The sequence below is a fragment of the Gammaproteobacteria bacterium genome, assembly GCA_035279405.1.
Taxonomy (GTDB): Bacteria; Pseudomonadota; Gammaproteobacteria; order Natronospirales; family REEB76; genus REEB76.
On the sequence record DATEHU010000055.1, the window covers coordinates 1 to 25,479 of the forward strand.

Sequence of the window (25,479 nt, forward strand, 5' to 3'; positions counted from 1 at the left end):
CCCGACCTGCTTCGCAGGCTCTTCCCTGCGGGCGCTGCGCGCTCGGCGCAATCCACGGGGGCCTGAAGAGCAAGAGGCACTGGATGTCGATGCGTTGATTCTTGTACCCGTAGCGCGAGCCGAGCACTGGACTGAGCAAGGCTAAGCCCGAAGGGGCGCGAACAGGATGTTCGCGCTCCCGCCGTCAGGCCAGGGATGGCCTGTCGGCGGGACTCCGCAGCGAAGGAAGCGCGCAGGGCAGTCGCGGTTTCCGGCGACCCGCGCTCCGGGGGAATGGCTTTGGGCACTTTCGCCGAAACGAAAGTGCCACGCCCGCGGGTGCGGGAACCCGCTCTGAAAAACACATGCGGCCTTCGGCCGCACAATTCCGCTCTGGATTCCGGCTTCCGCCGGAATGACGAATGACGGCGGCTGCGGAGCAGCCGCACAATCTATTCCCCCGCTATCGTCATCTCTCCAACAAGTATAGATCCCGTCCGGATGCTGCCGCGCAAATCCACGTCGTTACCAATCGCGACCATGTTCTTGTACATGTCGCGCAGGTTTCCGGCGACTGTGATTTCCTCGACCGGGTAGGCAACCTCGCCGTTCTCGACCCAGAAGCCCGCGGCGCCGCGCGAATAATCGCCGGTGACATGATTCACGCCCTGCCCCATGAGGTCCGTGACCACGAGGCCCGTGCCCATGTGCTTCAGCAGGCCGGTGTAGTCCAGTGCGCCGGATTTGACGATGAGGTTGCGCACACCGCCGGCGTGGCCGGTGCTTGTGAGTTTGAGTTTGCGCGCCGCATAGCTGTCCAACAGATAGGTAGTCGCCACCCCGTGATCCACAATCTCGGCATCGCGCGTCGCTACGCCTTCGTTGTCGAAGGCCGCGCTCGCCAGCGCTTTCTCCAGATGCGGCCGCTCGGAAAGTTGCACAAAATCGGGAAACACCTGCTGTCCAGCGGCTTTCAACAGGAACGACGCTTCGCGGTACTGGGCACCTCCGCGCATGGCGCCGAGAAAGTGACCGATCAGACCGCGCGCCACTTCTGGCGTAAACAGCACCGCGGCCCGGCGCGTTCCGAGTTTGCGCGCGCCGAGCCGCGCCACAGTGCGCTCCGCGGCCTTCACGCCCACCGCTTCCACGCTTTCCAGTTCCTGCGGATCGCGTGCGGTGCTGTACCAGTAATCGCGCTGCATGCCGCCGCTCTCACCGCCGATCACAACGCAGGTGAGACTGTGAGTGGTACTGGCATAACCCGCGAGAAATCCATGGCTGTTGCCGTACACGCGCAAGCCCTGATGTGTGGTCACGGTGGCGCCTTCGGAATTCCGGATGCGGGCATCGAAACCGCGTGCGGCCGCTTCGCAGCGCGCGGCAATTTCGATGGCCTGCTCGGGCGCCAAGTCCCAGGGATGGCATAAATCCAGATCGGGGAAATCCTTCGCCATGAGTGACGCATCCGCGAGACCGGCGCAGTCGTCCTCCGCGGTATAACGTGCGATGCTGCACGCGGCGCGCACGGTTTCTTTAAGCGCCGACGGAGACAGATCCGAACTGCTCGCCGAGCCTTTGCGCTGGCCGAAATATACCGTTACGCCGATGCCGCGGTCGCGCTGGTACTCCAGGGTTTCGACTTCAGCCAGGCGCACCGTGAGCGTCAGTCCCGAGTCGACGCTGACACCGGCTTCCGCCTGGCTCGCGCCCTGTACACGCGCCTCGCCGAGCACCTGCTCGACGCAGGCGTCGAGCTGGTCGCGGGAATAGCCCGTAGTATCATGTTTGGCGCGTGCGTGCATCCCGGTTTCACTTCCAGACAAGGCTGCGTATTGTAAGCCCATGAACCGCGAAGACGACATTCCGGAAGCGCTCAGCCGCTCGCAGTTGAAGCGCGAAGTCGAAGCGTTGCAGAAACTCGGCGAGCAACTGGCCGAATTGCCGGAACAGCAGCTGGCCTCACTGTCGTTGCCGGAGAAATTGCACGACGCCGTGGTGCAGTCGCGCCGCATCACCAGCCATGGCGCGCTCAAGCGCCAGCGCCAGTACATCGGCCGGTTGATGCGTGACGTGGACGCGGCGCCCATCCGCGCCCGGCTCGAGGAACTGCGCGGCGCCGACCGGGTATCGCGCGCGCGCTTTCAGGATACCGAACGCTGGCGCGACCGCCTGTTGCAGGAGGGTGATGCCGCACTCGAGGAATTTCTGGCGCGCCATCCGCAGGCCGACCGCCCGCATCTGCGGCGTCTGCTGCGCGAGGCCGCACGGGACACAGCCGACGGCCGATCGCCGCAGCATGCACGCGAATTGTTCCGCTATATCCACGGCTTGCGCTGAACCCGGCGGTTTATCCGGCCTCTGCTCGCGGGTAGAATAGCCCGATGAAGCCACTCGTCGGCGTCATCATGGGCTCGCGCTCCGACTGGGAGACGCTGGAGCACAGCGCCAAAACCCTGGACGCGCTCGCCATTCCCTACGAAACCCGGGTGGTATCGGCGCACCGCACCCCGGATCTGCTGTTCGAATACGCCGCCTCCGCCGCCGGGCGCGGACTGGAAGTGATTATTGCCGGCGCCGGCGGCGCCGCGCACCTGCCGGGCATGACCGCCGCCAAGACTTCGCTGCCGGTACTGGGTGTGCCGGTGAAATCCAAAGCGCTCAAGGGCGTGGACTCGCTGCTCTCGATCGTGCAGATGCCGGCCGGCGTGCCGGTGGGCACGCTCGCCATCGGCGAAGCCGGCGCGGTCAACGCTGCGCTCTTGGCCGCGGCGATTCTCGGCAACAAGCACGCCGAAATCCGGGAACGCCTGGATGCGTACCGCCGGAAGCAAACCGAAGCGGTGCTCGCCAAACCGGATCCAACAAAATAAATTCCACGCTCCGGCCTGCGCGCATGAGCGTCCATTGGAATCTCGCTATGCACTTCAAACGGGCGATGGAATCCCTCCTTCCCCCCTTTGCCAAAGGGGGGAGCATGCTATCGATAGCGATTTTGGTCGCCGCTGCCGCCCTCTCTCCCCCCTTTGGCAAAGGGGGGAGCGCGCTTCGCGCGGGGGGATTTTTCAGCGGCCATACTTACTGCGGGGTGTCACTCGCCGTTGCATCGGCATCGAATCGCTTAAAGTGCGCATGAATCCGCAGAACACCACGGCAACCGCCGTCAAAACCATCGGCATCGTGGGCGCCGGCCAACTCGGGCGCATGCTGGCGCTCGCAGGTTACCCGCTCGGATTGAAGTTCATCTTTCTCGACAAGACTCCGGACGCCCCCGGCGCGCAGGTAGGCGAAATTATTCTCGGCGAATTCAGCGACGCGCAGAAAATCGCAGCACTCGCCGCGCGTGTGGACCTGCTCACCTACGATGTGGAAAACGTGCCGGTGGCGGCGCTTGCCGGGCTGCCGAAGGACAAGCCGTTCCTGCCACCGGTGGCGGCGCTCTCCGCCGGCCAGGACCGGCTCTCGGAAAAACAACTGTTCGGCCAACTGAAAATCCCCACGCCGAAGTACCGCAGCGTGGACAGCATGGCCGATCTCGAAGAGGCCATGCATGCCATCGGTTATCCCGCGGTACTCAAGACCCGGCGCCTCGGTTACGACGGCCGCGGCCAGCGTTTCATCCGCAGCCCGGCGGAACTCGGCAGCGCCTTCAACGCACTCGGCGGCGTGCCGTTGATCCTGGAGGAGTTCATCGAGTTCGAGCGCGAGGTGTCCCTTATCGGCGTGCGCAACCGCCACGGGGATTTGCGCTTTTACCCGTTGACCGAAAACCGCCACCGCGACGGCATTCTGCGCCTGTCGCTCGCGCCTTACCCGGACCGCAAGCTGCAAACGCGTGCGCAACTCTATCTCCGGCGCATCCTGCAGCACTTCGATTACGCCGGTGTACTTACCGTGGAGTTCTTCGTGAAAAACGGCCGGCTAATGGCCAACGAAACCGCGCCGCGCGTGCATAATTCCGGCCACTGGACCATCGAGGGCGCGGTGACCAGCCAGTTCGAAAACCACGTGCGTGCGATCGTCGGCCTGCCGCTGGGTGACACTTCCGCCAGCGGTTATTCAGCGATGGTGAATTTCATCGGCGCGCTGCCGCCGCTTAAGGAAGTGCTCAACATTCCCGGCGCGCATTATCACGACTACGGCAAGGAAGCCCGCCCCAACCGCAAGCTCGGTCACGCCACGCTGGTGTGTCAAAGCCGCAAGCAACTGCTGGCGCGCTTGAAAAATTTCCCCGGCCTTGATCAGTAACCCTGCCGTAACGTAATCACCGCCCTCCCTGTCTCATTGATGAAGTTTATTATGCTAAGATTATTGGCATTACAGACTTCATGCGAAATCCTGCCGTGGACAATTTGCGTGAGCAGTTTCTGGAACGTCTGACCCGCGAGATCTTCCACAAACGGGGCAGCGGTTTTGTGCTGAAAGGCGGCGGGGCGCTGCGCGCATTGTTCGGCGAGCAGCGGCTCACCAAAGACATTGACTTGGATTTCATCAACCCAAATCGCAGCGCCGATTCCCTGCATCACAGCATCGCACACGCCATCGAGGGAGCGGCACGCGGTCTGCCGTTCCGCAATCTCACAATTTCCGCACCTGGCAAGGCTGAAGCCAGCCCGCGCTGGAAAGTGAATTTCGAGGATGCCGACGGTCGCCGCCAACATGTTGAAATCGAGGTTTCGCGTGATTCCGCGCGGGCCGTGCCGGGTGCCGTTGTGCAGCACCCGTTTACGCCGCGCGCGGCAAAAGGCATCGCACGATTCTGGGTGGATATTTACGATGAACCCGCGCTGATTGCCGGCAAGTTGGCCGCCCTGCTCGGCCGCAGCGTGCCACGCGACGTTTACGACCTTGATCTGCTCCATCACACTGACAAGCAGCCCTCAGCCGAACAGGTGACTTGGGCCGTGAAACGCGCCAAATTGGAAGGCACGAATCCTGTCACCGTGTTGCGCGCCCACCTTGAGGGCTTGACTTGGCCGCGCTTTATGTCGGAGTTACGCGACGCGCTTCCTCCTGAGGTGGCCACACGCCTCGACGAAACCGAATGGACCGCCTTGAAGCAGCGTGTGCGGGAATACGCAGAAAGGCAGTTACGCAGACTCCCGCCATGAAAGATTGGCGCGCCATTCTTGAGGAGCACCTGGCCGCCGCGGATGCGCCTGCGGTACTGAACCGCGCGTTGCTGGCGCGCTTCGCGCGCACCGCGAAGGGCTGCCCGGTCGCACCCAGCAGTCTCAGTTACTGGCTCAAAACCGGCAAAGCCCGCGGTAAATTGCAAGCCGTGCAGCGTGGCTTGTTCCTGAACCGCTGGCGTCGCCCCGCTGGCACACTGGCGGACGCGGCATTCTGGTTGCGCACCGATGCCGTGGTGTCACTCAACACCGTGCTGGGCGATGCCGGAGTACTCAACAATCCATCCCATACCGTCACTGCCGTGGTGCCGCTGGATCGGGGAGCGCCGCCGCCGCGTCTCGGCCGGCAGCGCACCCGGGCTGGCAGCCTGCATTTCTTCGGCCTGCCGCGCCGCATTCTCGAAGCCGGTGCAGCCGCAGACCGGCTCAGCCGTGCGGAACAGTACGACCATCCGCGCGCCACGCCGGAAAAAGCCTTGTTCGACTGGCTATATCTCGCGGCCAGCCCGCGCAGTCATCGCACCTGGCCGCCGCATGCAGACATGGATATGGAATTATTGAACCTACAACGTCTACGCCGACTCGCCAAGGCCGCCGACATGAAACACGTACTGCAAACCTGGCTACAGGATTTGCCTGAGTAGCCTGCACTCCAACATGATGATTCAATACGGCCTCGCGTGCCCCAACCGCAAGCTCGGTCACGCCACGCTGGTGTGCAAGTCACGCAAGGAAGTTCTCAAACGCCTGAAGAATTCTCCCGGCCTGGACACATAAAAAAGCCCCTTGCCGGATGGCCGGCAAGGGGCTTGTTGAACTGAACTCGAAATCAGTGCCCGCCGTGCTGGCGCGAGTTCAGGAACACGTAAGTCAGCGCCAGGTTGGTGGCATTGAGCGTGCCGATGCCCGCACCGTTGTCATAGCCGGGGATGCCCTGGTAGAACCAGTTATCACCGGCGGTGATGTCATTGAACCCCGTGTACTTGCCGTAGCCGAACACCGATTGCAGCGTGTAGATCACCGGATTCAGCAAGCCGACGCGTCCACCGGAAGCCTGATTCACCAGCGCGGTGATGCCGTTCAATTGCGGCGCCACGAAGCTGGTGCCGCCGAAAAACGTCGCCGCACAACCGGGATTGGCGGGCTCCGGAAAGTCCGTGCAGTCCACCAGTACGTAGCCGGTCTGCGGATCGGCATTCAGTGACAGGTCCGGCAGATTGCGGCCGACGAAGCCCGCCGGCAGCGTCAGCAGGGTCTGCGGCGGCGTGCCGGTCAAACCGAGTGCCGCACAGGCTCCGGCGGTGTTGCAGGTCAGGCTCTGGCCGGGTTGGGTCTGGGTGATGCCGGACGTGAATTGCTGGTAATACGGCAGCGGCCAGAAGGAGCTGACACCGCCGCCTCCGCCGCCAAACTCGATGCCACAACTGACTGGATCCAGGCCCAGTGCGATGCACAACGGATCGAGGTAATCCCAGCCCCACACTTGTTCGCTCGCGATATTGATATTGAGCGTGGAGCCATCCGGCAAACCATACTGTTGCAAGCCCTGCATGGTGGTGCCGCCTGCAGCCGTGATGTACGGGTCCGAGGCCGGATAGTCCACGCTCAGTTGCGGGTTGAAGTAAGGTACCGGCAAGCTGCGGTTTACGTCGTAGGCCCCGGAATCGCCCGCGGCGGTAAATACCGATTGGCCCTGGGCCGCGGCTTCCATCAGCGCCTGGTCTATGGCAAGCATCTGGCCGGTAAAGTCCACGCCGCCGTTGGCGGCGGCGAAATAGAACTCTTCCGGCAAGCCCCAACTGATGGACACGGTGTCCGCCGCATTTTCCGAAGCGGCGGTGTAGAAAAGATCAATGAAGCCGTCGTTGGTGTTGGGCGCGATGTACACCCGGACCTTGGCCTGCGGCGCCAAGCCACCGGACTGCTCCACGTCCAGTGACGTCTCGTCATCGCCGACGCCGGTCGCCACGGGTATGCCGCCGTCCACAGGAACCTTGGTGATGCGGTTCGCCTTTACCTTGAGACCAATATCCTGCCAATAGGCGTAAGCATCGGCTTCGCTGAAATTGGCCAAGGTCATGATGCCCACGGTTTGGCCCTGGCCTTTGATGCCGGCCTGATACAGCGGATTGACCTGGTAGAAGTTCGCCACATCGCCGACCGTGTATTCGCCGGGTATACCCGTAGCCGTGCTGTTCTGCGGCCAGGTCATTGCCGGGTACTTGCCCGCCGGCTGGCCCGGAACGCCGACCGCCGGCAGCATCCGCAGGTTCATCGGACGAAACCGGCCGGACTGGCTGTCGAGTCCCGGCACGGCAAGCACCAGCTGGGCGAAGCTGCCGGGCATGCTGAACTTGGCAGCGGGCCGGTGAAACCGCCGGCCGTTCTTCGTGTAGTCACGCAACTCGGTGGAGAACGCGGCGTTCAACTGCGCTGCGGTACCCGTCACCGTGATGTCCAGATTGTCCGCGTAGATTTTATTTATGGTGATGCCGAAGGATTCCAGATAGCGCACGAACTGGCGAATCTCCTGGTTCGAGGGCGCAAACCGCTGACGGAACTGGCCCACCGTCAGAAAACGGTGGTAATTCCGGTCGCCGGGCGTGAGCGCCGCCTGCACGTAGTTCGCCAGTCCCTGAGGATCGGTGACATTCAGAATGATGGAGGTGGTGATGAGTTGCGAGGTGTCCGTGGGCCCGGCATCCAGAGGCCCCGCTGCGGGTGGCGCCGCGTTTGCCGAAAAGCAAACGCCCGCCGCCAGAGCCAACAAGACCGAACCGGCTGCCCGAACCAATCTGTTCTTGGAAAACATGTGTTTACCCCTGGAAAGTGAAAGCCGCCTCAATTGCACGCGGCAACCCGCAGTGCAATCACGACATTATTGATTTTCTGTGCCCTCACTCCGTGAGGAAGAGAGGAACAGGCCGCGACGTCAATGCCCGGGTACGCACGCTCCACGCCGGCCAGGATCAGCTGTTGAACGCGCGTTCCGGGTGTGTTGTTAGGTTTAGCAGATAAACGGAATTTTTCAATATGAGGGAACCTCTTATTTATACCCCGTTCGCCCTGAGCGTAGCGGAGCGAAGTCGAAGGGTGAACGGCAGCCCCCCCGAATCTCAAGGCGCAATTCCGTCTGCACTTCGACAGGCTCAGCACGAACGGAATTGATCAGAGTTTCCTGAGAACGTCGTTATATATTCAGGAGGTTCCGCCTACGGTCAGCTCATCCACCCGGATCGTCGGCAGCCCCACTCCGACCGGCACGCTCTGGCCTTCCTTGCCGCAGGTGCCCACGCCCTCGTCGAGCTTCAGGTCATTGCCCACCATGGACACGCGCGTGAGCACGTCCGGACCGTTGCCGATCAAGGTCGCGCCGCGGACCGGCCGCGTGACTTTGCCGTTCTCGATCAAATAGGCCTCGCTCGCCGAGAACACGAACTTGCCGTTGGTGATGTCCACCTGACCGCCGCCGAAATTCGCAGCATATAAACCTTTTTTCACCGAGCGCATGATTTCCTGCGGATCGTGCGGGCCGGCGCGCATGTAGGTATTGGTCATGCGCGGCATGGGCAGATGCGCGAAGGATTCCCGCCGACCGTTGCCGGTGGGCGTGACGCCCATGAGGCGCGCATTCAGCTTGTCCTGCATGTAGCCTTTGAGAATGCCGTTCTCGATGAGTACGGTGCACTGCGCAGGCGTGCCCTCATCGTCCACATTGAGCGAGCCGCGGCGATCGGCAAGCGTGCCGTCGTCCACCACGGTGCAGAGTTCGGAGGCGACTTTCTTGCCGATACGGCCGGAGAATGCCGAGGTGCCCTTGCGGTTGAAATCGCCTTCCAGGCCGTGACCGATGGCTTCGTGCAGCAGGATTCCCGGCCAGCCCGGTCCGAGCACCACGGTCATGCTGCCGGCCGGCGTCGGGCCGGCGTCCAGATTCACCAGCGCCTGACGCACCGCCTCACGCGCCAGCGATTGCGCGCGCTCCGATTCGAGAAAATACCGGTAGCCGAAACGTCCGCCGGCACCCGCGTAGCCCTGCTCGCGCCGGCCGTTGTGTTCCGCAATCACGCTCACGTTGAAGCGCACCAGCGGGCGCACGTCGGCCGCGAAGGTGCCATCGCTCGCGGCCACCAACATCACTTCGTGCACACCCGATAGGCTCACCATCACCTGCTTGATGCGCGGGTCGAGACGCCGCGCTGCGCGGTCCACGTCTTCCAGAAGCTTGACCTTGTCCTCGTCCTTGAGCGTCGGCAGCGGATCGAGCGGCGCATACAGCCGCTGCGGCGCCGCGGCGCGCCAAACCTGCAAGCCGTTCTGTCCTCCGGACTTGGCAATGGCGCGCGCCATGTCCGAGGCGCGCGTCAGCGCCGGCAGTACGATTTCGTCGGAATAGGCAAAGCCGGTCTTCTCGCCGGACACCGCGCGCACGCCCACACCCTGCTCGATGTTGTACGAACCTTCCTTGACGATGCCGTCTTCCAGCGACCAGGACTCATGACGCGCCAACTGGAAATAAAGCTCGGCATCGTCCACGCGGTAGCGCAGCATGTGATCCAGCGTGCGCGCGATAGCCTGTTCGTCGAGCCCGCCGGGGGCGAGCAGGTTCTGCCGGGCGATTTGCAGCGGATTTTCCATGGATGACTTGTGTAAGCGTTGCATCTTCAATGTAATGAATTTTACGGGATCGGGATACTACTCCAGCCGGCGGTGCTCAAGGACCGGGAAGCGCTGGCGCAGGCGCTGCTGTGCGACGCCGTCAATGGTCGCCATGACCACGCCGGGATCGCGTGCACGTTGCGCCAGCACCTCGCCCCAGGGATCCACGATCATGGAATGGCCCCAGGTCTCGCGCCCGTTTGCGTGCCGGCCGGTCTGCGTCGCCGCGACCACGAATGCCAGGTTCTCGACAGCGCGCGCGCGAATGAGCAAATCCCAGTGCTTCGCGCCGGTGGTGCGGGTAAAGGCCGAGGGCACCGTGAACAGCGTGGCGCCTTGTGCGGCCAGCTCACGGTACAGTTCCGGAAAGCGCAGGTCGTAGCATACGCTCAGGCCGAGCTTGCCGAACGGCGTGTCCGCCACCACGGCGCGTGCGCCGGCCGAAATGCCGCGCGACTCGTGATAGGACTCGCCCGCCGCGTTCACGGTGACATCGAACAGGTGCATCTTGTCGTAGCACGCGACGCGTTCGCCGCCGGAATTGTACACCGGGCAGCGTGCATACACCTTGTCGTCACCGGCCAGCACCGGAATGCTGCCGCCGACGATCCACACGCGCAGATTGCGCGCCTTGTCGGCGAGGAAATCCTGGATGCGGCCGCTGCCGTCGAGTTCACCGGCCGTGAGCCGTTCGGCGTCCGTGCGCGCCATAAGCGCGAAATTCTCCGGCAACACAATCAATTCCGCACTCTGGGCCGCGGCCTTGGCCATGAGCTTGCCGGCTTCGCGCAGATTCACCGCGACGTCGGTGCCGGAATTCATCTGGATGGCGGCGACCTGGTGGAGCGTCACGGCGTGACTTCCAGCGTCACCGCGTTCTCGTCCTGGCCGCTTACCTGCTTCACGATGTCCGCTGAGGGAATGCCGAGGGACACCAGCCAGTCCTGAACCTCGCTGGCCCAGAGGCTGCCCATGTCGTCGCCGGAATGCAGGATCACGAGCTTGGCGCCGGGGTGCTTGATCCAGTCCTGCACCGCCGCGCGCACCGGCGCCATCTGCAGCATGACCTCACCGCTGCGCGGCTGCATCCACATTTCCGGCGTGATGGTGTAGCCGGTGGCGCGCGCATCCGCGGCTGCGGTGAGTGCCGCGGCAAATATCAACAGGCTGATGAATCGCTGCATGCGTCAGACGGCTCAGGGTTTGGCGGGGGCGGGTTTGGGCGGGGCGACTGCCGTGAGCTTGGGATTATCCCACGTTCCTGAAAGGTGGTAGCGGGTTTCACCCACCGCCGAGAGCGGCTTCTTGAAAATTTCGGTGAGCAGGAACACCACCGCGCCCACGCCCACGCCGCCGGCGAGCGCACCGATTACCGGCAGGGTGGAACCCACGCTCGGCACCACCACCACGGCCTCGTCGAAATCATGCGTGACCAGGCCGGTGCGCCCCACCATGTGGATCTTGGCCGCGGGTCCGGAGACCGTGAGATCGCTGGTGTAGGCGTCGCCGTTCTGGATGGTGAACGTGCCCTCGATGGAATCGTAGGCGAAGCCCTTGCCGAGCACGTCGCTGAAGTTGAGCAGCAGCCGGCGCGGCAGCGCATTGATGCTCAGCAGGCCGAAGACGCGGCCCGCTCCGGGTTTCAATTCGAGCAGGCTGCCGTTTTGCAGCTTGACGTGCAGTTTGCCGTTCAGCACCGGCAGGATCTCGACCAGCGGACCGCCCGGCCAGTTGAGTTCGGCCTGCATCTCGCCGCGGCTGCCGCTGATCCCGGGCGCAAAACCAAAAGCCTGCAGGGTCTGTTTGACGTCCTGACTCTGCAACTGCACGTCGAGCACGGTGTGCGTGCCGGCATCGGGCTGCACAGTCCACTGACCGCTGGCATGCAGCTCCAGGCCGGGACTGGCCACCGTCAGGGACTTGAGGTTCACGCCCTCCGCCTGCGGCTCCAGTTCAACATGCAGATTGTCGAGCGCGATGTCGTTGTAACGGAACTGCTTGATGTCGATCTGTAGCGGGGGTATCGCGTGCGGATCCAGCTTGGCTGGCGGATGCGCAGCGTTGCCGACCTGCGGCTTGCGCAGCAGCGTGACGCGCTGCATGTCGGCGGCAATCGGGTGCTGCGCGTCCGGCTGGAAAGGCCAGTTGATCGTGCCGGCGATCGGCTGGCTGGACAGCGCCAGCGTCCAGTGATCGGCCGCGCGTGCGAGGCCGAGATGCAGGTTCTGGATACGCTGATCGAAGCCCGCAAATTGCCCGATGGTCAGATCGGCACCCCGCAACCAGAGCGGCAACACCGGGGCCACCGGAGCCGCAGTCGTCCCGGTCGGCAAAAATCCTTTCCAGTCAGTCAATGAAAATTCCGGCAACTCGCCGTCGAGCATCAATCCGGGAGCGGCAGGCAACGCGGGCGTACCGCCGCCGAACACGAGGTTCCCGCGGTCGAAACGCCAGGCGCCGTCAACGTCGTGCAATCGGTACACGCCGTGCATCACCGTGCCGTAAGCCATCCGCAGGTTCAGTTTGTTGCCGTCGAAATTCAGCACGGTCTGCAGAGGCACGGCGTCGTCCGCGGTCTTCGCGAACGGCGGCGGCAGATCCAGGGCCAAACCCCGCAGATCCGATTGCAACGTGAGCGACAGACCGGCGCTGCTTTCAGCCGGCTTGTTGGGCAATGCTCCGCTCAGCTGCCACGCTGTCACGCCGCTCAGCGCGGGTTTGAATGCGGCCGGCAACATCGCCGCCAACGGCCCTGCCTGAGCGCCGCCGTTGACGGTGAAGCGTGTTGTGTCCGGACGTGTGCCGGGACTGAGCCTGATGCTCAGCGGCGCGCCGAGAAACGCGGCTTGCAGTTTCTCGGCGCTCACACCGTCCTGCGTGATCTTGACCGTGCCGTGCAGTCCACGCACCGGCCAGTGTGGCAGCGAGACCAGCGTGAGACCGACATCCTGCAACTGCACATTGGCAGCGAGCCGGTAATTCTCGACGTGCTCGACCGGCAGCTGCAAATTCAAATCAATGTCGGCGCCGCCGGTTGCGCTCAGTCCATCGAGCACGTGGCCAAAACGCGTCTTGAGCGGGCCGTTGCGCAGGAACGTGAGTGCCGCGGAGGCATCACCGCGCGCGTCACCCTGGATGTGCAGCATGCCGTTGCGCAAATCCACAAAATCCGCGGTGGCGCCGCCGATCTGGTCGCCGAGCAGCGTCCCCTGCCGCAGCGTCACGTACATTCCCTGATTCTTGAACTCCACGTCGGCATCCAAGTCCTTAATCGGCGGCCAGCCATCCGCAAAATCCAGTTGCCCGTGGAGCAGGTGAAAGCGGATGTCAAACAAGCCCAGCCCGTGGTCGTAGGGGAAATCGGCGAGTTTGCCACGCAAAATCAGGCTGGCGCTCGGCGCCTGACCGCCGACGATGGCACTGTCCAGCCACGCGACCACTTCTTTCGGCATAATGCCGACCGGAAAGTAAGTTGATTTGCTGCGCGCATCGGCGTTCTGCACACTGGCCTGCAGATCAATCACCGGCGAGCTGCCATCCGCGGGCAGCAACAGCGTGCCCGTGGCGCTGGCCTGCTGCACGTCCTGATTGGCCGCCGCCAGATCCTTCAGGGTGAACAACCAGCCCTGGGCGTCGTGGTGGAATTGCACATCGGCTTTGAGCGTGGTTGCGGTCAGCGGACCGCGGAACAGGTGTGCGAAATTCACCGTGGCATTCGTGCCGGCAAGCGTCAGCGTGCCGCCATCCTGATTGGCGTCGAGCGCGCCGCTCAGGCCGCTGAAACCCGGGATGTCGCCATCGGCGCGCAGGCCCAGATTGTCAAACTGCCCGCTTAACGCCCATGGGCCGAAAGACCCCGCTGCGCGTTGCGCGGCGAATTGCACGTCTTTCAGATCACCGCTGGGCGCGAGTTTCTGCAGACGCGCGGTAGCGGCGCTGAAATCCGCAGGCAACCAAGTGCTCAGGAACACAATATCCTGCAAGCGCAGGAAGCTGGCATCGCCGGACCAGCTTGTGGAATCCGGCGCCGCACGCGCATAACGCAGATCGAACTGGCTGACGGGCAAGATATTCGCGCCGCGACGCAACTGCAAATCGCGGCCGGCGAGCGTCCAGCCCGCAGCGCTGCGCGTCCAGTTCAGCGTGCCGGCAAGCAAATCCAGACTCGACGACGCGTCTGCCGGCACAATCTTGCGCGCGCTGATGCGCGCTTCGGCGTGATCCACGCGCGTGCCTACACCCGTCAGAGCGGCGCGCACGTCCACGTTGCCGCCGCGAAAGCGTGCTTGCGCTGCTGGCCAGTATTCCAGCCATTGCGCGAGGTCGAGGGAATCTCCCTCAGCCTGCGCCTGCCATTGCCAGGCCGCAGGATCGAGGCCCCCGCCCTGCACCTGCGTGCTGAATGACAGGCTACGGCCGAACTCGACCGGCAACTGCACGCGCCCGGACAGGCGGTGATCGTCGCGGCTGTTGTCGAGGTTGAGCTGCAGATTGCGGAACACCAGCGGTGCGGCCGGGCTGCGCATGTCTATCAGGGTCACCTGGCCGCCGCGCACGCGCAGAGCGGCGTTCTGTGCGAAGGCCTCGGCCGCGGTCGCGCGCCAGTCGGTTTCCCGGGCGCCCGGATTGAGACTGCCTTCGAGACCGCGCACCGCGTAACGGCCGTCGGTTTCACGCTCCAGCACCAGTTGCGGCTGTATGAGAACGATGCGGCTGGGGCGCGAGAACTGGCCGTGCAGCACGGCGCGCAAGCTGAGCCCGAGGCGCAGCTCGCGCGCTTCGATGACCACGTAGTGGCCATCGCGCGACAGGATCGCCACGTGTCCCAACGTCAATTCCGGACCGACGAGTCCGAGACGCGCACCCATGGAGGCGATTTCCACCGGCCGGCCCAACACGCGGCTCGCCCAAGTCTGCGTTTCTGCACGGTACGTCGGCACCAGCGGCGCAAGCGCGCGAAACAATCCGGCGGCGGCAGCCAGCACCAGCACCAGTGCCGCCACCACGCCGAGCGCGGATTTCCAGGTAATGTGATGCCAGCGCTTCATTTTCATCGGCCGGCACCTGACACCACCGCTTTCACGCTGAACTCGCACGGCCTCTCGATGAGCGTGTCTGCTCCCTCCTTGGCAACAAGGATGGCGCCAGAGGGTGAGACTCTGACTTTCATTGGAATGTCGGCGGCATTGCAATCCGGTCGAGCGCCGTGTCACGGTGTAGGTTCCCCCCTCCTTTGAAAAAGGAGGGCGAGCTGCGAAGCAGCGAGCGGGTTGCCAGGGACGGCAACCCTGGGCTTTCAGGCGAAGCCGGAATGCGCAGCCTGAAAGGGGGAGGATTTTCAAAATCCCCCTCAATCCCCCTTTCCCAAAGGCGGATACCCGAAACTTGAACGCCAGCAAGATCTGCAGAACAGGACCGTGCCGGAGCGCCTCGCTCAAAGTGAATCTTCACAACGGTACCACGTCGAATTGTTCCTGGCTGTAAAGCGTTTCCGCCTGCAGGCGGATGGGCTTGCCGATCTGCGCCTCGAGTTCCGCGAGACCGGTGGATTCCTCGTCGAGCAGCCGGCCCACGACTTCCTGCGCGGCGAGCACCCGCAGTTCGCGCACTTCGAACTGGCGCGTGACGCGCAGGATTTCGCGGAAGATGTCGTAACACACGGTTTCCGGCGTGCGCAGTGCGCCGCGCCCCTGACACACCGGGCAGGGCATGCACAGCACATGCTGGAGGCTTTCGCGCGTGCGCTTGCGCGTCATCTGCACTAGCCCGAGCGCCGACACTTCGCTCACCTGGTTCTTGGCGCGATCCCTGGCAAGCGCTTGGTGCAGCGCCTGCAGTACCTGCTGGCGGTGGTCGGAATCGGTCATGTCGATGAAATCAATGATGATGATGCCGCCAAGGTTGCGCAGCCGCAATTGCCGGGCAATCGCCTGCGCGGCTTCGAGGTTGGTCTTGAGGATGGTGTCCTCGAGATTGCGGTGACCGACATAGGCGCCGGTGTTCACGTCCACGGTGGTCATGGCTTCAGTCTGGTCAATGACGAGATGACCGCCGGATTTGAGTGTGACCTTGCGTTCCAGGGCCTTGCGGATTTCATCTTCGATGCCGTACAGATCGAAGATCGGACGCGCACCGTCGTACAGTTGAATGCGCGGCGCCATCTCCGGTACGAACATGGTGGCAAATTCGCGCATGCGTGCGTACGCATCTGCCGAATCCACGCGCACCTGCTCGACCACGCTGCCGAACAAGTCCCGCAGGATGCGCACGGACAGCGGCAGATCGGCGTGTACCAGCTGGCCCGCCGGCGTATCGGCGGCACGCGCTGCCACGGTCTGCCACAATTTCTCCAGATACAGCATGTCGGCGCGCAGCGCTTCCGCGGGTGCGCCCTCGGCCGCGGTGCGCACGATGTAGCCGCCGCGCTTGCTCTCGGCAAAGGTCTGCACCAGATCACGCAGGCGGTTGCGCTCCGTATCCTCCTCGATGCGGTTTGACAGCCCGATACCGGTGCCTTCGGGCATGAACACCAGGTAGCGCGAAGGAATACTGATGCGCGTGGTAAGCCTTGCGCCCTTGGTGCCGAGCGGATCCTTGAGCACCTGCACCAGCAGCTCCTGGCCTTCGTGCAGCAGCGCACGCACGTCGGGCGGCGCGGCCGGCTCGCTGTTGTGATCCTCGTAGGCGGATTTGAGGACATCGGCGGCGTGCAGGAATGCGGTGCGTTCCAGGCCGGCGTCAATGAAGGCCGCCTGCATTCCGGGCAGCACACGCGACACCTTGCCCTTATATATGTTGCCGACCAGCCCGCGCCGCTGCAGGCGCTCGATGTACAGCTCCTGCACCACGCCATTGTCCAGCAGCGCGACGCGCGTTTCGCGTGGCGTGACGTTGATCAGAATCTCTTCGCTCATTACCTGCGCACGGCCCGAGCCGTGCTCCAATTACAGAATTCGCAGACCCGCTGCGCGCAACAGCTGCGCGGTCTCATACAGCGGCAGTCCCATGACAGAGGAATAACTGCCTTCGAGGCGTTCGACAAACACCGCGCCGCGTCCCTGGATGGCATAGCCGCCGGCCTTGCCTTTGGGCTCGCCCGTTTCCCAGTAAGCGGCTGCCTCGGCCGCGCTGATGGCGCGGAAAGTGACCTGGCTGACGCTCAGGGCGGTGTGCAACGCATCCGCGCCCCATACCGCCACCGCCGATAATACCCGATGACTGCGGCCGGACAGGCGCGCGAGCATCTCCAAAGCCTCATTTCGATCGCGGGGCTTGCCGAAAATCGCCTGATCGAGGGCCACGGCGGTATCCGCGCCCAGGATCGGAGGTGACGACCCAGGACCCAGCCGTCTGCGCGCCGCCTCGACCTTGGCGCGTGCCAAGCGTGTGACGCAGGCTTCGACCGCTTCGCCGACTTGGGGTGTTTCATCCACGCTGACATCGAGCACCTCGAATCGCAGCCCCAACTGGCGCAGCAACTCCGCACGCCGCGGGGATTGGGAAGCAAGATATATAGATACAGGGATCAAGGTCTTCTCCTCACTCCTCACTCCTCACGCAGCACGAATCGCGGTCGGTACGACCGCTCCCACAATTGAAATGAAATCTTTGTTCATGACCGCTGCTGTGGGAGCGGCGGTCTCCGCCGCGATGATCCCAGCGATGATCCCGAATCGCGGCCGGTACGGCCGCTCCCACATTAAATCCCCCCCTTTGCAAAGGGGGGGAGCGCGCTTGGCGCGCGGGGGGATTTGTCAGCCGAGTTCATTTTGTCAGCGCTCCAGGAAGACCGGCGCAACTCCGCGCGCCGCGCACAGCACGCAGCACGCAGCACGTTCTTCATGCCCGATGGTAAGGATGGCTTTTCAGAATCGTCCAGGCGCGGTACAGTTGCTCGGCCACCAGCACGCGCACCAGTCCGTGCGGCAGCGTCAACGGCGACAGCGACCACTTCAGCTCCGCGCGCGCCAGGCACTCCGGCGAAAGACCGTCCGGTCCGCCGATCATCAGCGCCAGATCGCGCCCATCCTGCAGCCAGCGGCCGAGTTGGCGCGCGAACGCTTCACTGGTGAAACTGCGGCCGGCCACATCCAGCGCCACGATGCCGGCGTCGCGCGGCAATGCGGCCAGCATTTTGCGGCCCTCGTCACCGATGGCGCGCGCCACGTCATGGCCTTTGCGGGCCGTGCTCAGTGGAATCTCATGCAGGCGCAGCGCGCACTCCGGCGGCATGCGCTTGGCAAATTCCCCGTACCCGGCATTGATCCACGCCGGCTGACGCGTGCCCGCGGCCAGCAGATGGATGCGCATGTTCAGCCGCGCTCGCGGGACGCGGTGCGCGCCGGCGGAGTTTGTTCCGCTTCGGGCCCGATGCTCCAGAGCTTTTCCAGATTGTAGAAATCCCGCACCTGCGGGCGCATCACGTGCACCACCACGTCGCGCAGGTCCACCAGCACCCACTCGCCTTCCGCTTCGCCCTCGACGCCCATGGGTTTGACGCCCGCGCGGCGTGCTTCGTCCTGCACGTTGCGCGCCAGCGATTTCACGTGCCGGTCCGAAGTGCCGCTCGCGATCACCATGAAGTCCGTGAGCGCGGTCAGGCCGCGCACATCCAGCGCGCGGATGTCCACGCCTTTCATGTCCTGCAACGCGGTGGTGACGAGATTACGTAATGCGTCGGGCTGCATCAGTGCACCACGGCTTGGGTATAACAATGGGAATTAAGGATCAAATCGCGTACCGGCTCCGGCACCAAATACAGCGGGTCGCCGCCGGCGCTAATCGCCGCGCGGATGCGGGTCGAGGAAATCTCGAGTTGCGTCACCGGCTGCAGCAGCACCCGCCCCGCGGCCTCGGTCCACAACCCGGCGGCGGAATCCACGCGCCGCTCGCACAGCAGTTCAGTCAGCGCGCTGCCGCCCGGAAGTTCCCATCCGGGCCGGTGTGCGACGATTATGTGTGCATATTTGAACAGGCTGCGCCACTCGTGCCACTCGGTGAAACCCAGGAACGCATCCATGCCGACGATCAGCGCCAGCTGTGCCTGCGGAAACTCCTGCCGCAGTTCGGTGAGTGTGTCCACCGTGTAGGACGGTCCGGGGCGGCGTAATTCGCGCTCGTCCACAATGAAATGCGCGGCATCATGCACCGCGGCCTGCAGCATCTGCAGCCGCAGGGCCGCCGGCGCCACCGGAGGATCGCGGAGCGGCGACTTGCCCGCCGGCACCAAACGGATTTCATCCAGCGCCAGCGTTTGCAGGATCTCGAACGCCGGCCGCAGATGCCCGAAATGCACCGGGTCGAAGCTGCCGCCGAAGATTCCGATTTTGCGCATACGTGCGGGGCTGATCCTAGGCCCGGGCCGGTAGCCGCAAGCCCGCCAGACCTTCCGACAGGGCCAGCAGCTCGTCCCACACGCGCCCCGGCGCCTGACCTTTGACGACACGGTCGACGCGCGCCGCACGTTGCAGCAAGTGTTGCCAATCGCTTGCCCGCCCGCGCTTGATTGCGCGCTCGATCAGCGGGCGGCGCTGCGGCCATCCGGCTGACAGGACCTGTGCAGCCGGTGTACCGGCTTCGATTTGCCAGGCTTTGGTCGCCAAATCGCGCAGCGTGTAATTCAGCGCTCCCAGGATCACCGGTGGTTCGGTGCCTTCCTGACGCAGCCCATCGAGTATGTGCGCGACACGCGCGCCGTCTCCGGCAAGCGCCGCATCCACGAGCTTGAAGGCGTCGTAACGCGCGCTGTCCGCGACCGCGGCTTCGGCCGCTGCGATGTCCACCGCACCCTCGCCCTGCAGCAGCCGGAGTTTTTCGATTTCCTGCACGGCGGCGAGCAGATTGCCTTCCACGCGCGCGGCAATAAACGCCGCGGCTTCGGGCGTCGCCTGCAAACCGCACGCGCGCATGCGGCGCTCGATCCAGGCCGGCAAGGCCCGCGCCTCCACCGGCCACACCTGCAGCAGCACGCCGGCGCGCTCCAGCGCCGCGCCCCAGCGGCCGCCGCCGCGTTCCAGCCTGGCGCTGATCACGATCAACACGGTATCGGGCGCGGGCGCTTCGGCATAAGCACTAAGCGCCTCGGCGCCGTCATCGCCGGGTTTGCCGGTCGGCAGACGCAATTCCAGGATGCGTTTGGAGGCGAACAGCGACAAACTCGCGGCGGCACGCGCGAGCTGGTTCCAGTCGAAGCCGCGCTCGGCGAAAAACACCTCGCGATCTGTGTATCCGCGCGCACGCGCCGCGGCGCGCACACTGTCCGCCGCTTCCTCACGCTGCAGGGGCTCATCGCCCGCGATCAGGTACACCGGCGCGAGCGTGGTGCGCAGGTGCGAATCCAGTCTGTCCGGACTGAGTTTCAATGGCTGCCTGCGGAACGGCCCAGGGCCTGCAGACGGAACATGATCAATTGCGCCATGTTGTCCTCCATGGATTTGTAGAGCACGTTCGCCTGCTCGGTATCTCCCAGCGTATTGGCGATGTCGTAGGCATAGTTGCGCGTCAGGGTCAGGGTCTGGGGCTCAATCAGGGTTTTGCCGTGAGCATCCGTCAAGGAAAACTGCACCTGATAGGCCACTTGATACTCCAGCGGCTGGCCAACGTTGCTCACCGACAGTACGCGTTGAAACTGCCGGGCGCTGAGGATATTGAGCGTGGCCGTGGCGGTGGTGGCATCGTCGGTTACCTGGGTGGCGGGAGTGATCAGGCTGCGGCGCAACTGGCGCACCAGTTCGATGGTGCCGCTGGCATCACTTATATAGGTACGTTGCATGGCGGTGGGCAGATGCGCGGGCTGGCGCAAGTGAAATCCACAGCCGGCCAGTAATACCACCGCGAACGCCAACACGCAGGCTGGATGAGGCACGTATCGCATCACACCACCACGTTCACCAGTTTGCCCGGCACCACGATGATTTTCCTGACCGGTTTGCCCTCGACGTACTTGCGCACGTTAGGCTCAGCCAAGGCGGCCTGTTCCACATGCTTGCGCTCCGCCTCGGCCGGCACGCTGATGCGGCCACGGAGCTTGCCGTTGACCTGCACCACGATTTCCACACTCTCGCGCACCAGCGCCGCATTGTCCACCTGCGGCCACGACACCCGCATGATGGACTGTGCGTGGCCCAGCTCTTGCCACAGTGCTTCGCAGACGTGCGGTGCAAAGGGCGCAAGCAACAGCACGATACTCTCGAAGGCTTCCTGCCGGACCGCACGGCCGCCGGCACTGGCGTCGGCGTCGCGCGTCACGGCGTTCAGGAGTTCCATGACGGCCGCCACCGCGGTATTAAAGGTATAGCGGCGACCGACGTCGTCGCCCACCTTGGCTGTCGTTTCATGCACCTGGCGGCGCAACTCACGCTGCGCGGCGTTCAAAGCGGCGGCGTCGAGCCGCGGCGCGGGCCCGGCGTTCACATGCTCGGCGACTGCTCTCCACAGCCGCTTCAGGAAACGCTGTGCGCCTTCGACGCCTGCTTCAGACCACTCCAGCGTCTGCTCGGGCGGCGCGGCGAACATCATGAACAGCCGCACGGTATCGGCGCCGTACTTGTCCACCAGCGCCTGCGGGTCCACGCCGTTGTTCTTCGACTTGGACATGGTGCCCATGCCGCCGTATTCGACCGGCCGGCGGTCGGCCTTCAGCGTGGCGCCGGTAATCCGGCCGTCGGCGTCACGCGCAATCTCCACATCCTCGGGGCTGAAATAGCTGATGCCGCCGGCCGCGCCCTTGCGGAAGAAGATATGGTTCAGCACCATGCCCTGCGTCAGCAGACGCGTGAACGGCTCGGAGAATTTCACGAGCCTTAGGTCGCGCATGACGCGCGTCCAGAAGCGCGAGTACAGCAGATGCAGGATGGCATGCTCGATGCCGCCGATGTACTGGTCCACCGGCAGCCAGTAATTCACGCGCCTGTCCACCATGGCGCCATCGCTGTCGGGGCAGGCGTAGCGCATGAAGTACCAGGACGAATCCACGAAGGTGTCCAAGGTGTCGGTCTCGCGTCGCGCCGGCCCGCCGCACTTCGGACAGGCAACGTTGACGAAGGCTTCGCACTTCGCAAGCGGATTGCCGCTGCCGTCCGGCGCCAGGTCTTCCGGCAATACGACCGGGAGCTGATCGTCCGGCACCGGCACTTCACCGCAGCGCGCGCAGTGAATCAGCGGAATCGGGCATCCCCAGTAACGCTGGCGCGAAATGCCCCAGTCGCGCAGCCGGTACACCGTGCGCTTCTGTCCCAGGCCTTTGGCCTTCAGATCAACGGCAATCGCATCCATGGCCTGTTCCGATGTCAGCCCGTCATAGCGGCTGGAATTCACGATGATGCCGTGTTCGATGAATGCCGCCGGCATCTCCGAAGCGCTCGCCGCTTCACTCTCCGCCGGCCGCACCACCACCTTGAGCGGCAGATCGTGCTTGCGCGCGAACTCGAAATCCCGCTGATCGTGGGCGGGCACCGCCATCACCGCGCCTTCGCCGTAGCCCATGAGCACATAGTTCGCCACCCACACCGGGAGCTTTTCATCCGTGAGCGGGTGGCGGACGAACAGCCCGGTCGGCACACCCTTCTTTTCCTGGGTAGCGAGTTCGGCTTCGGTCACACCGCCCTTGCGGCACTCCTCGACGAACGCGGCCACCTTGGCATTCTGTGCCCCAGCCTTGAGCGCCAGCGGATGCTCCGCCGCCACGGCCACGTAAGTGGCGCCCAGCAAAGTATCAGCGCGCGTGGTGAACACCTTTAGCACACCGCCTTCGTATGGAAAGCCGATTTCCACGCCCTCGCTTTTGCCGATCCAGTTGGCCTGCATGGTCCTGACACGCTCCGGCCAGCCGGGCAGAGCGTCGAGCGCAGCCAGGAGTTCCTCCGCATAGTCCGTGATGCGCAGGTAGTACATCGGCACTTCGCGCTTTTCCACGAGCGCGCCGGTACGCCAGCCGCGGCCGTCAATCACCTGCTCGTTGGCGAGCACCGTCTGGTCCACCGGGTCCCAGTTGACGGTGCCCGTGGTCTTGTAGGCCAGGCCGCGCTCGCGCATGCGCAGGAACAGCCACTGGTTCCAGCGGTAATACTTCGGATCGCAGGTGGCCAGCTCGCGCGACCAGTCAATCGCGAAACCCATTGACCGCAACTGCCCGCGCATGTAGGCAATGTTGTCGTAAGTCCATTGGGCCGGCGGCACCTGGTTCTTGATGGCGGCATTCTCGGCAGGCAGGCCGAAGGCATCCCAGCCCATGGGCTGCAACACGTTGCGGCCATGCATGCGCTGGAAGCGGGTAATCACATCGCCGATGGTGTAATTGCGCACATGCCCCATGTGCAGGCGGCCGCTGGGGTAGGGCAGCATGCACAGGCAATAGTACTTTCCGCCGTCGCCGCGTTCGGCGGCGTCAAACAAACCGCCTTCCTGCCAGATGCGGCGGGCGTTGGATTCGATTTCCTGCGGCTGATATTGCAGTTGCATCATGGTATCGGAAGGGGTGGTTTCGCCAACTTGTTGGCCTGCACGTCTTGCAACGCGTAGAACAGCGCCATATAGACGACATACCAGGTAATCATCATGGAATGCAGAAAAATGGTATCGGTGAGAGCATAAATGGCGAATCCGAGCACGGTCAATGCGCCGGCCAGGCCGATCGCATGAGACACCGCATCCTTGCTACGCACTGCGCGCCAGAAGCGCACAACGGGTACGACCAGAATGGCAAGCAACGCCAGAAATCCTGCAACACCGGAACTGGCGAGCGCATTCAGATAATCGTTGTGCGGATGATCATAATCTTGCACAAACGGAGCTATCTCGTCGGTCAGAATCAAGCGTTGCGAGTACATCTGGTACGCCCCCATTCCCACTCCGAGAAGTGGATGCCCAAGAAACATCTTCCATGCGGCGCGCCACATTTCGAATCTCTTACCTACCGAATTATCAGCAATGGAAAACGTGTACTCACCAAAAAAATTGTTGAGTGGCACCAATTTAACCACACTTTTTTGTGGAACATAAATACTAATGCTAAAGGCGGCGCCTGCTTTTTCATTTAAAATAAACGGCGCGTACTGTACTTCATTAAATTCTTTTGGAGGAGATGTTGACCAGCCAATCCTAATCATGCCGCTGCCTTTGATAAGAATTTTACTTAGCTGAGCTCCATCGCCGCGCTGTGATACACGTGGTAAATCGAATCTCAGCAATCCAGATTTACCACTATTGTCAATCCTGACTGCATAAGGCAAGCGGCATATATTGTTATGGATCAGTGTTGCATCATTCACGACCTGCGCATGTAGCATAGATGAATTTGCGGCTCCCACATCTATCCACGCTGCTAAAAATTTCTGTGTATTACTGCATTGAAACCGTGACTGTGAATTCAGATTGGAATGGTCGAGGGTATTAAGTGCAACAAAATAATTTATTGTATTTTTAAAGCCATCAATGAGCCGTACGCGTGTGTCTGTACGCGCAATAAAGTAGCTTGCTGAGAATATGGTGATAATCGTTACGAAGATTAGCAACTGATAACGACGCTTAAAAACACTAGGTGCAGTAACTAACGCTGGAATTAGCAATAGCAGAGGCAACCAAGCACCACGTGTACCGGAAAGTAGGGTGGCCACCCCTCCACCCGCCACACACAAAGCCAACAACGCTATCACCCATTTGTGTTTCGAAATCGTCATTAAGCCAAAGCCTGCCACCGTACCTATCACCATAGTGGTGGCCAGATCGCCGAAGATGATCGAAAGTCCGGTCGTAGCTTGCACGCGTATAGGGATCGTCGCGTGCAGGAATTGAAGTGCCGCCAGTATCCCGCTCACCAGCGCGCCCAAGGCAAGCCCGAGGAACACGGTTTTCGCCGCGGGCGGGTAGCGGCGCAGTGCAAGATACACCGGCGCGATCAGCAGGAACCGCAGGTAACGCCCCAGAAAACGAAAGCCGGCATCGGTTTGCGTGCCCAGAAGGTAGGACAGCAGGGCAACCGCGAAGAACAGCACGAACGCAATCCAGAGCAGCGCAGTTGGCCGATCCAGCCAGCGGCGGGCGCCGTCCCGCAACCACACCCAAATCCCGATCAGGGTCAGGAACCCGAGCACGTAACTGTCGCCGCGATTCACGAACAGCGTCGCGGTTGGAAATACCAAGAGCAGAATCGAGGTGAACCAGCGCAGCGGGATATCGCCCCTTGAACTGCTGTCAATCGTTTCTTGCGGCTTACGCTCCTGCGTCGGCAGCGTTGTTGCTTGCGTGTCGGTCTTTACTGCCACCAGATTCTCCCTGAGAGCACCTGACAAAATGCACTTTCACGGAAAATCCCCCACGCGCGAAGCGCGCTTACCCCCTTTACAAAAGGGGGTAAAGGGATTTTGAGTCGTAAGTTTCCAACTACTGCCCCTATGCAGATTGCTTCCCCCTTGTGTAAAAGAGGTGAGGAGCGCAGCTCCGAGCGGGAGACCAGGAAGGCCTCCCTGGACTTTCCGGACGAAGCAGGGTGAGCGGCAATGTTGCGAACGCCCATACAGGATGTATGGGCTGGACTTTTGGCGAAGCAGGGTAAGCGGCAACGCCGCGAACGCCCATGCAGGACGCATGGGCTGGGCTTTTGGCGGAGCAGGGTGAGCGGCAAGGCCGCGAACGCCCATACAGGATGTATGGGCCGGACTTTTGGCGAAGCAGGACTGCGCAGCCAACAAGCGCAGCCAACAAGCGCAGCCAA

20 protein-coding genes are annotated in these 25,479 nt (G+C 63.1%); 5 read left to right on the top strand and 15 right to left on the bottom strand.

All coding sequences use genetic code 11. The annotated features are described in order from the left end of the window. Nucleotides 1–431: 431 nt before the first annotated feature. The gene (gene pmbA, locus VJR90_11055; GenBank protein HKV98007.1) at nucleotides 432–1,784 is read right to left on the bottom strand and encodes a metalloprotease PmbA; all 1,353 of its coding nucleotides are present in this window, start codon (nucleotides 1,782–1,784) and stop codon (nucleotides 432–434) included. 40 nt (nucleotides 1,785–1,824) lie between these two features. Between pmbA and yjgA the strand changes: the two genes are divergently transcribed. The 5 genes from yjgA to VJR90_11080 all read left to right on the top strand — a co-directional run bounded on the left by yjgA (nucleotide 1,825) and on the right by VJR90_11080 (nucleotide 5,755). Continuing rightward, complete coding sequence (gene yjgA, locus VJR90_11060) at nucleotides 1,825–2,319, top strand: ribosome biogenesis factor YjgA (protein HKV98008.1); 495 nt, start codon at nucleotides 1,825–1,827, stop codon at nucleotides 2,317–2,319. A 44-nt stretch (nucleotides 2,320–2,363) separates the two neighbouring features. Continuing rightward, the gene (gene purE, locus VJR90_11065; GenBank protein ID HKV98009.1) at nucleotides 2,364–2,852 is read left to right on the top strand and encodes a 5-(carboxyamino)imidazole ribonucleotide mutase; all 489 of its coding nucleotides are present in this window, start codon (nucleotides 2,364–2,366) and stop codon (nucleotides 2,850–2,852) included. A gap of 259 nt (nucleotides 2,853–3,111) precedes the next feature. Continuing rightward, on the top strand, nucleotides 3,112–4,227 hold the full coding sequence (locus VJR90_11070; GenBank protein ID HKV98010.1) for a 5-(carboxyamino)imidazole ribonucleotide synthase: 1,116 nt from the start codon (nucleotides 3,112–3,114) through the stop codon (nucleotides 4,225–4,227). A 95-nt stretch (nucleotides 4,228–4,322) separates the two neighbouring features. Continuing rightward, nucleotides 4,323–5,090, top strand: coding sequence for a nucleotidyl transferase AbiEii/AbiGii toxin family protein (locus tag VJR90_11075; GenBank protein ID HKV98011.1), 768 nt, complete (start codon nucleotides 4,323–4,325; stop codon nucleotides 5,088–5,090). Beyond that, nucleotides 5,087–5,755 carry a hypothetical protein gene (locus tag VJR90_11080; GenBank protein ID HKV98012.1) on the top strand — a complete coding sequence of 223 codons (669 nt, stop codon included), beginning with the start codon at nucleotides 5,087–5,089 and terminating at the stop codon, nucleotides 5,753–5,755. The genes VJR90_11075 and VJR90_11080 overlap by 4 nt, the downstream gene beginning before the upstream one ends. Nucleotides 5,756–5,940: 185 nt before the next feature. Here VJR90_11080 and VJR90_11085 read toward each other — a convergent pair whose 3' ends face one another. The 14 genes from VJR90_11085 to VJR90_11150 all read right to left on the bottom strand — a co-directional run bounded on the left by VJR90_11085 (nucleotide 5,941) and on the right by VJR90_11150 (nucleotide 25,030). Then, the gene (locus VJR90_11085; protein ID HKV98013.1) at nucleotides 5,941–7,923 is read right to left on the bottom strand and encodes a S53 family peptidase; all 1,983 of its coding nucleotides are present in this window, start codon (nucleotides 7,921–7,923) and stop codon (nucleotides 5,941–5,943) included. A 386-nt stretch (nucleotides 7,924–8,309) separates the two neighbouring features. Next, a complete protein-coding gene (tldD, locus tag VJR90_11090) occupies nucleotides 8,310–9,749 on the bottom strand; it encodes a metalloprotease TldD (protein ID HKV98014.1) in 1,440 nt (479 codons plus the stop codon). A 57-nt stretch (nucleotides 9,750–9,806) separates the two neighbouring features. Next, the gene (locus VJR90_11095) at nucleotides 9,807–10,622 is read right to left on the bottom strand and encodes a carbon-nitrogen hydrolase family protein (GenBank protein ID HKV98015.1); all 816 of its coding nucleotides are present in this window, start codon (nucleotides 10,620–10,622) and stop codon (nucleotides 9,807–9,809) included. Further along, the gene (locus tag VJR90_11100; GenBank protein HKV98016.1) at nucleotides 10,619–10,954 is read right to left on the bottom strand and encodes a hypothetical protein; all 336 of its coding nucleotides are present in this window, start codon (nucleotides 10,952–10,954) and stop codon (nucleotides 10,619–10,621) included. The genes VJR90_11095 and VJR90_11100 overlap by 4 nt, the downstream gene beginning before the upstream one ends. 12 nt (nucleotides 10,955–10,966) lie before the next feature. Then, entirely contained in the window at nucleotides 10,967–14,824 is a 3,858-nt protein-coding gene (locus tag VJR90_11105; protein ID HKV98017.1) for a YhdP family protein, read from the bottom strand. Between the two features lie 393 nt (nucleotides 14,825–15,217). Continuing rightward, nucleotides 15,218–16,684: a ribonuclease G gene (rng, locus tag VJR90_11110; GenBank protein HKV98018.1), complete on the bottom strand. Its 1,467-nt coding sequence runs from the start codon at nucleotides 16,682–16,684 to the stop codon at nucleotides 15,218–15,220. A 30-nt stretch (nucleotides 16,685–16,714) separates the two neighbouring features. Beyond that, complete coding sequence (locus VJR90_11115; protein ID HKV98019.1) at nucleotides 16,715–17,299, bottom strand: Maf family protein; 585 nt, start codon at nucleotides 17,297–17,299, stop codon at nucleotides 16,715–16,717. 310 nt (nucleotides 17,300–17,609) lie between these two features. After that, complete coding sequence (gene rlmH, locus VJR90_11120; GenBank protein ID HKV98020.1) at nucleotides 17,610–18,080, bottom strand: 23S rRNA (pseudouridine(1915)-N(3))-methyltransferase RlmH; 471 nt, start codon at nucleotides 18,078–18,080, stop codon at nucleotides 17,610–17,612. A 2-nt stretch (nucleotides 18,081–18,082) separates the two neighbouring features. After that, nucleotides 18,083–18,457, bottom strand: coding sequence for a ribosome silencing factor (gene rsfS / locus VJR90_11125; GenBank protein ID HKV98021.1), 375 nt, complete (start codon nucleotides 18,455–18,457; stop codon nucleotides 18,083–18,085). Beyond that, nucleotides 18,457–19,104 (bottom strand): nicotinate-nucleotide adenylyltransferase, encoded by a 648-nt coding sequence (nadD, locus tag VJR90_11130; protein HKV98022.1) that lies wholly within the window; start codon nucleotides 19,102–19,104, stop codon nucleotides 18,457–18,459. The genes rsfS and nadD overlap by 1 nt, the downstream gene beginning before the upstream one ends. A 16-nt stretch (nucleotides 19,105–19,120) precedes the next feature. Further along, complete coding sequence (gene holA / locus VJR90_11135; protein HKV98023.1) at nucleotides 19,121–20,131, bottom strand: DNA polymerase III subunit delta; 1,011 nt, start codon at nucleotides 20,129–20,131, stop codon at nucleotides 19,121–19,123. Next, the gene (lptE, locus tag VJR90_11140; GenBank protein ID HKV98024.1) at nucleotides 20,128–20,643 is read right to left on the bottom strand and encodes an LPS assembly lipoprotein LptE; all 516 of its coding nucleotides are present in this window, start codon (nucleotides 20,641–20,643) and stop codon (nucleotides 20,128–20,130) included. The genes holA and lptE overlap by 4 nt, the downstream gene beginning before the upstream one ends. Further along, the gene (gene leuS / locus VJR90_11145) at nucleotides 20,643–23,228 is read right to left on the bottom strand and encodes a leucine--tRNA ligase (protein HKV98025.1); all 2,586 of its coding nucleotides are present in this window, start codon (nucleotides 23,226–23,228) and stop codon (nucleotides 20,643–20,645) included. The genes lptE and leuS overlap by 1 nt, the downstream gene beginning before the upstream one ends. Further along, nucleotides 23,228–25,030: an O-antigen ligase family protein gene (locus VJR90_11150; GenBank protein HKV98026.1), complete on the bottom strand. Its 1,803-nt coding sequence runs from the start codon at nucleotides 25,028–25,030 to the stop codon at nucleotides 23,228–23,230. The genes leuS and VJR90_11150 overlap by 1 nt, the downstream gene beginning before the upstream one ends. Nucleotides 25,031–25,479: the final 449 nt, after the last annotated feature.

Bases quoted from the DNA above. Each gene is read 5' to 3' on its own strand.
- pmbA (HKV98007.1), bottom strand. From the start codon at position 1,784: ATGCACGCACGCGCCAAACATGATACTACGGGCTATTCCCGCGACCAG.
- yjgA (HKV98008.1), top strand. From the start codon at position 1,825: ATGAACCGCGAAGACGACATTCCGGAAGCGCTCAGCCGCTCGCAGTTG.
- purE (HKV98009.1), top strand. From the start codon at position 2,364: ATGAAGCCACTCGTCGGCGTCATCATGGGCTCGCGCTCCGACTGGGAG.
- VJR90_11070 (HKV98010.1), top strand. From the start codon at position 3,112: ATGAATCCGCAGAACACCACGGCAACCGCCGTCAAAACCATCGGCATC.
- VJR90_11080 (HKV98012.1), top strand. From the start codon at position 5,087: ATGAAAGATTGGCGCGCCATTCTTGAGGAGCACCTGGCCGCCGCGGAT.
- VJR90_11085 (HKV98013.1), bottom strand. From the start codon at position 7,923: ATGTTTTCCAAGAACAGATTGGTTCGGGCAGCCGGTTCGGTCTTGTTG.
- tldD (HKV98014.1), bottom strand. From the start codon at position 9,749: ATGGAAAATCCGCTGCAAATCGCCCGGCAGAACCTGCTCGCCCCCGGC.
- VJR90_11100 (HKV98016.1), bottom strand. From the start codon at position 10,954: ATGCAGCGATTCATCAGCCTGTTGATATTTGCCGCGGCACTCACCGCA.
- VJR90_11105 (HKV98017.1), bottom strand. From the start codon at position 14,824: ATGAAAATGAAGCGCTGGCATCACATTACCTGGAAATCCGCGCTCGGC.
- rng (HKV98018.1), bottom strand. From the start codon at position 16,684: ATGAGCGAAGAGATTCTGATCAACGTCACGCCACGCGAAACGCGCGTC.
- rlmH (HKV98020.1), bottom strand. From the start codon at position 18,080: ATGCGCATCCATCTGCTGGCCGCGGGCACGCGTCAGCCGGCGTGGATC.
- rsfS (HKV98021.1), bottom strand. From the start codon at position 18,457: ATGCAGCCCGACGCATTACGTAATCTCGTCACCACCGCGTTGCAGGAC.
- nadD (HKV98022.1), bottom strand. From the start codon at position 19,104: ATGCGCAAAATCGGAATCTTCGGCGGCAGCTTCGACCCGGTGCATTTC.
- lptE (HKV98024.1), bottom strand. From the start codon at position 20,643: ATGCGATACGTGCCTCATCCAGCCTGCGTGTTGGCGTTCGCGGTGGTA.
- leuS (HKV98025.1), bottom strand. From the start codon at position 23,228: ATGCAACTGCAATATCAGCCGCAGGAAATCGAATCCAACGCCCGCCGC.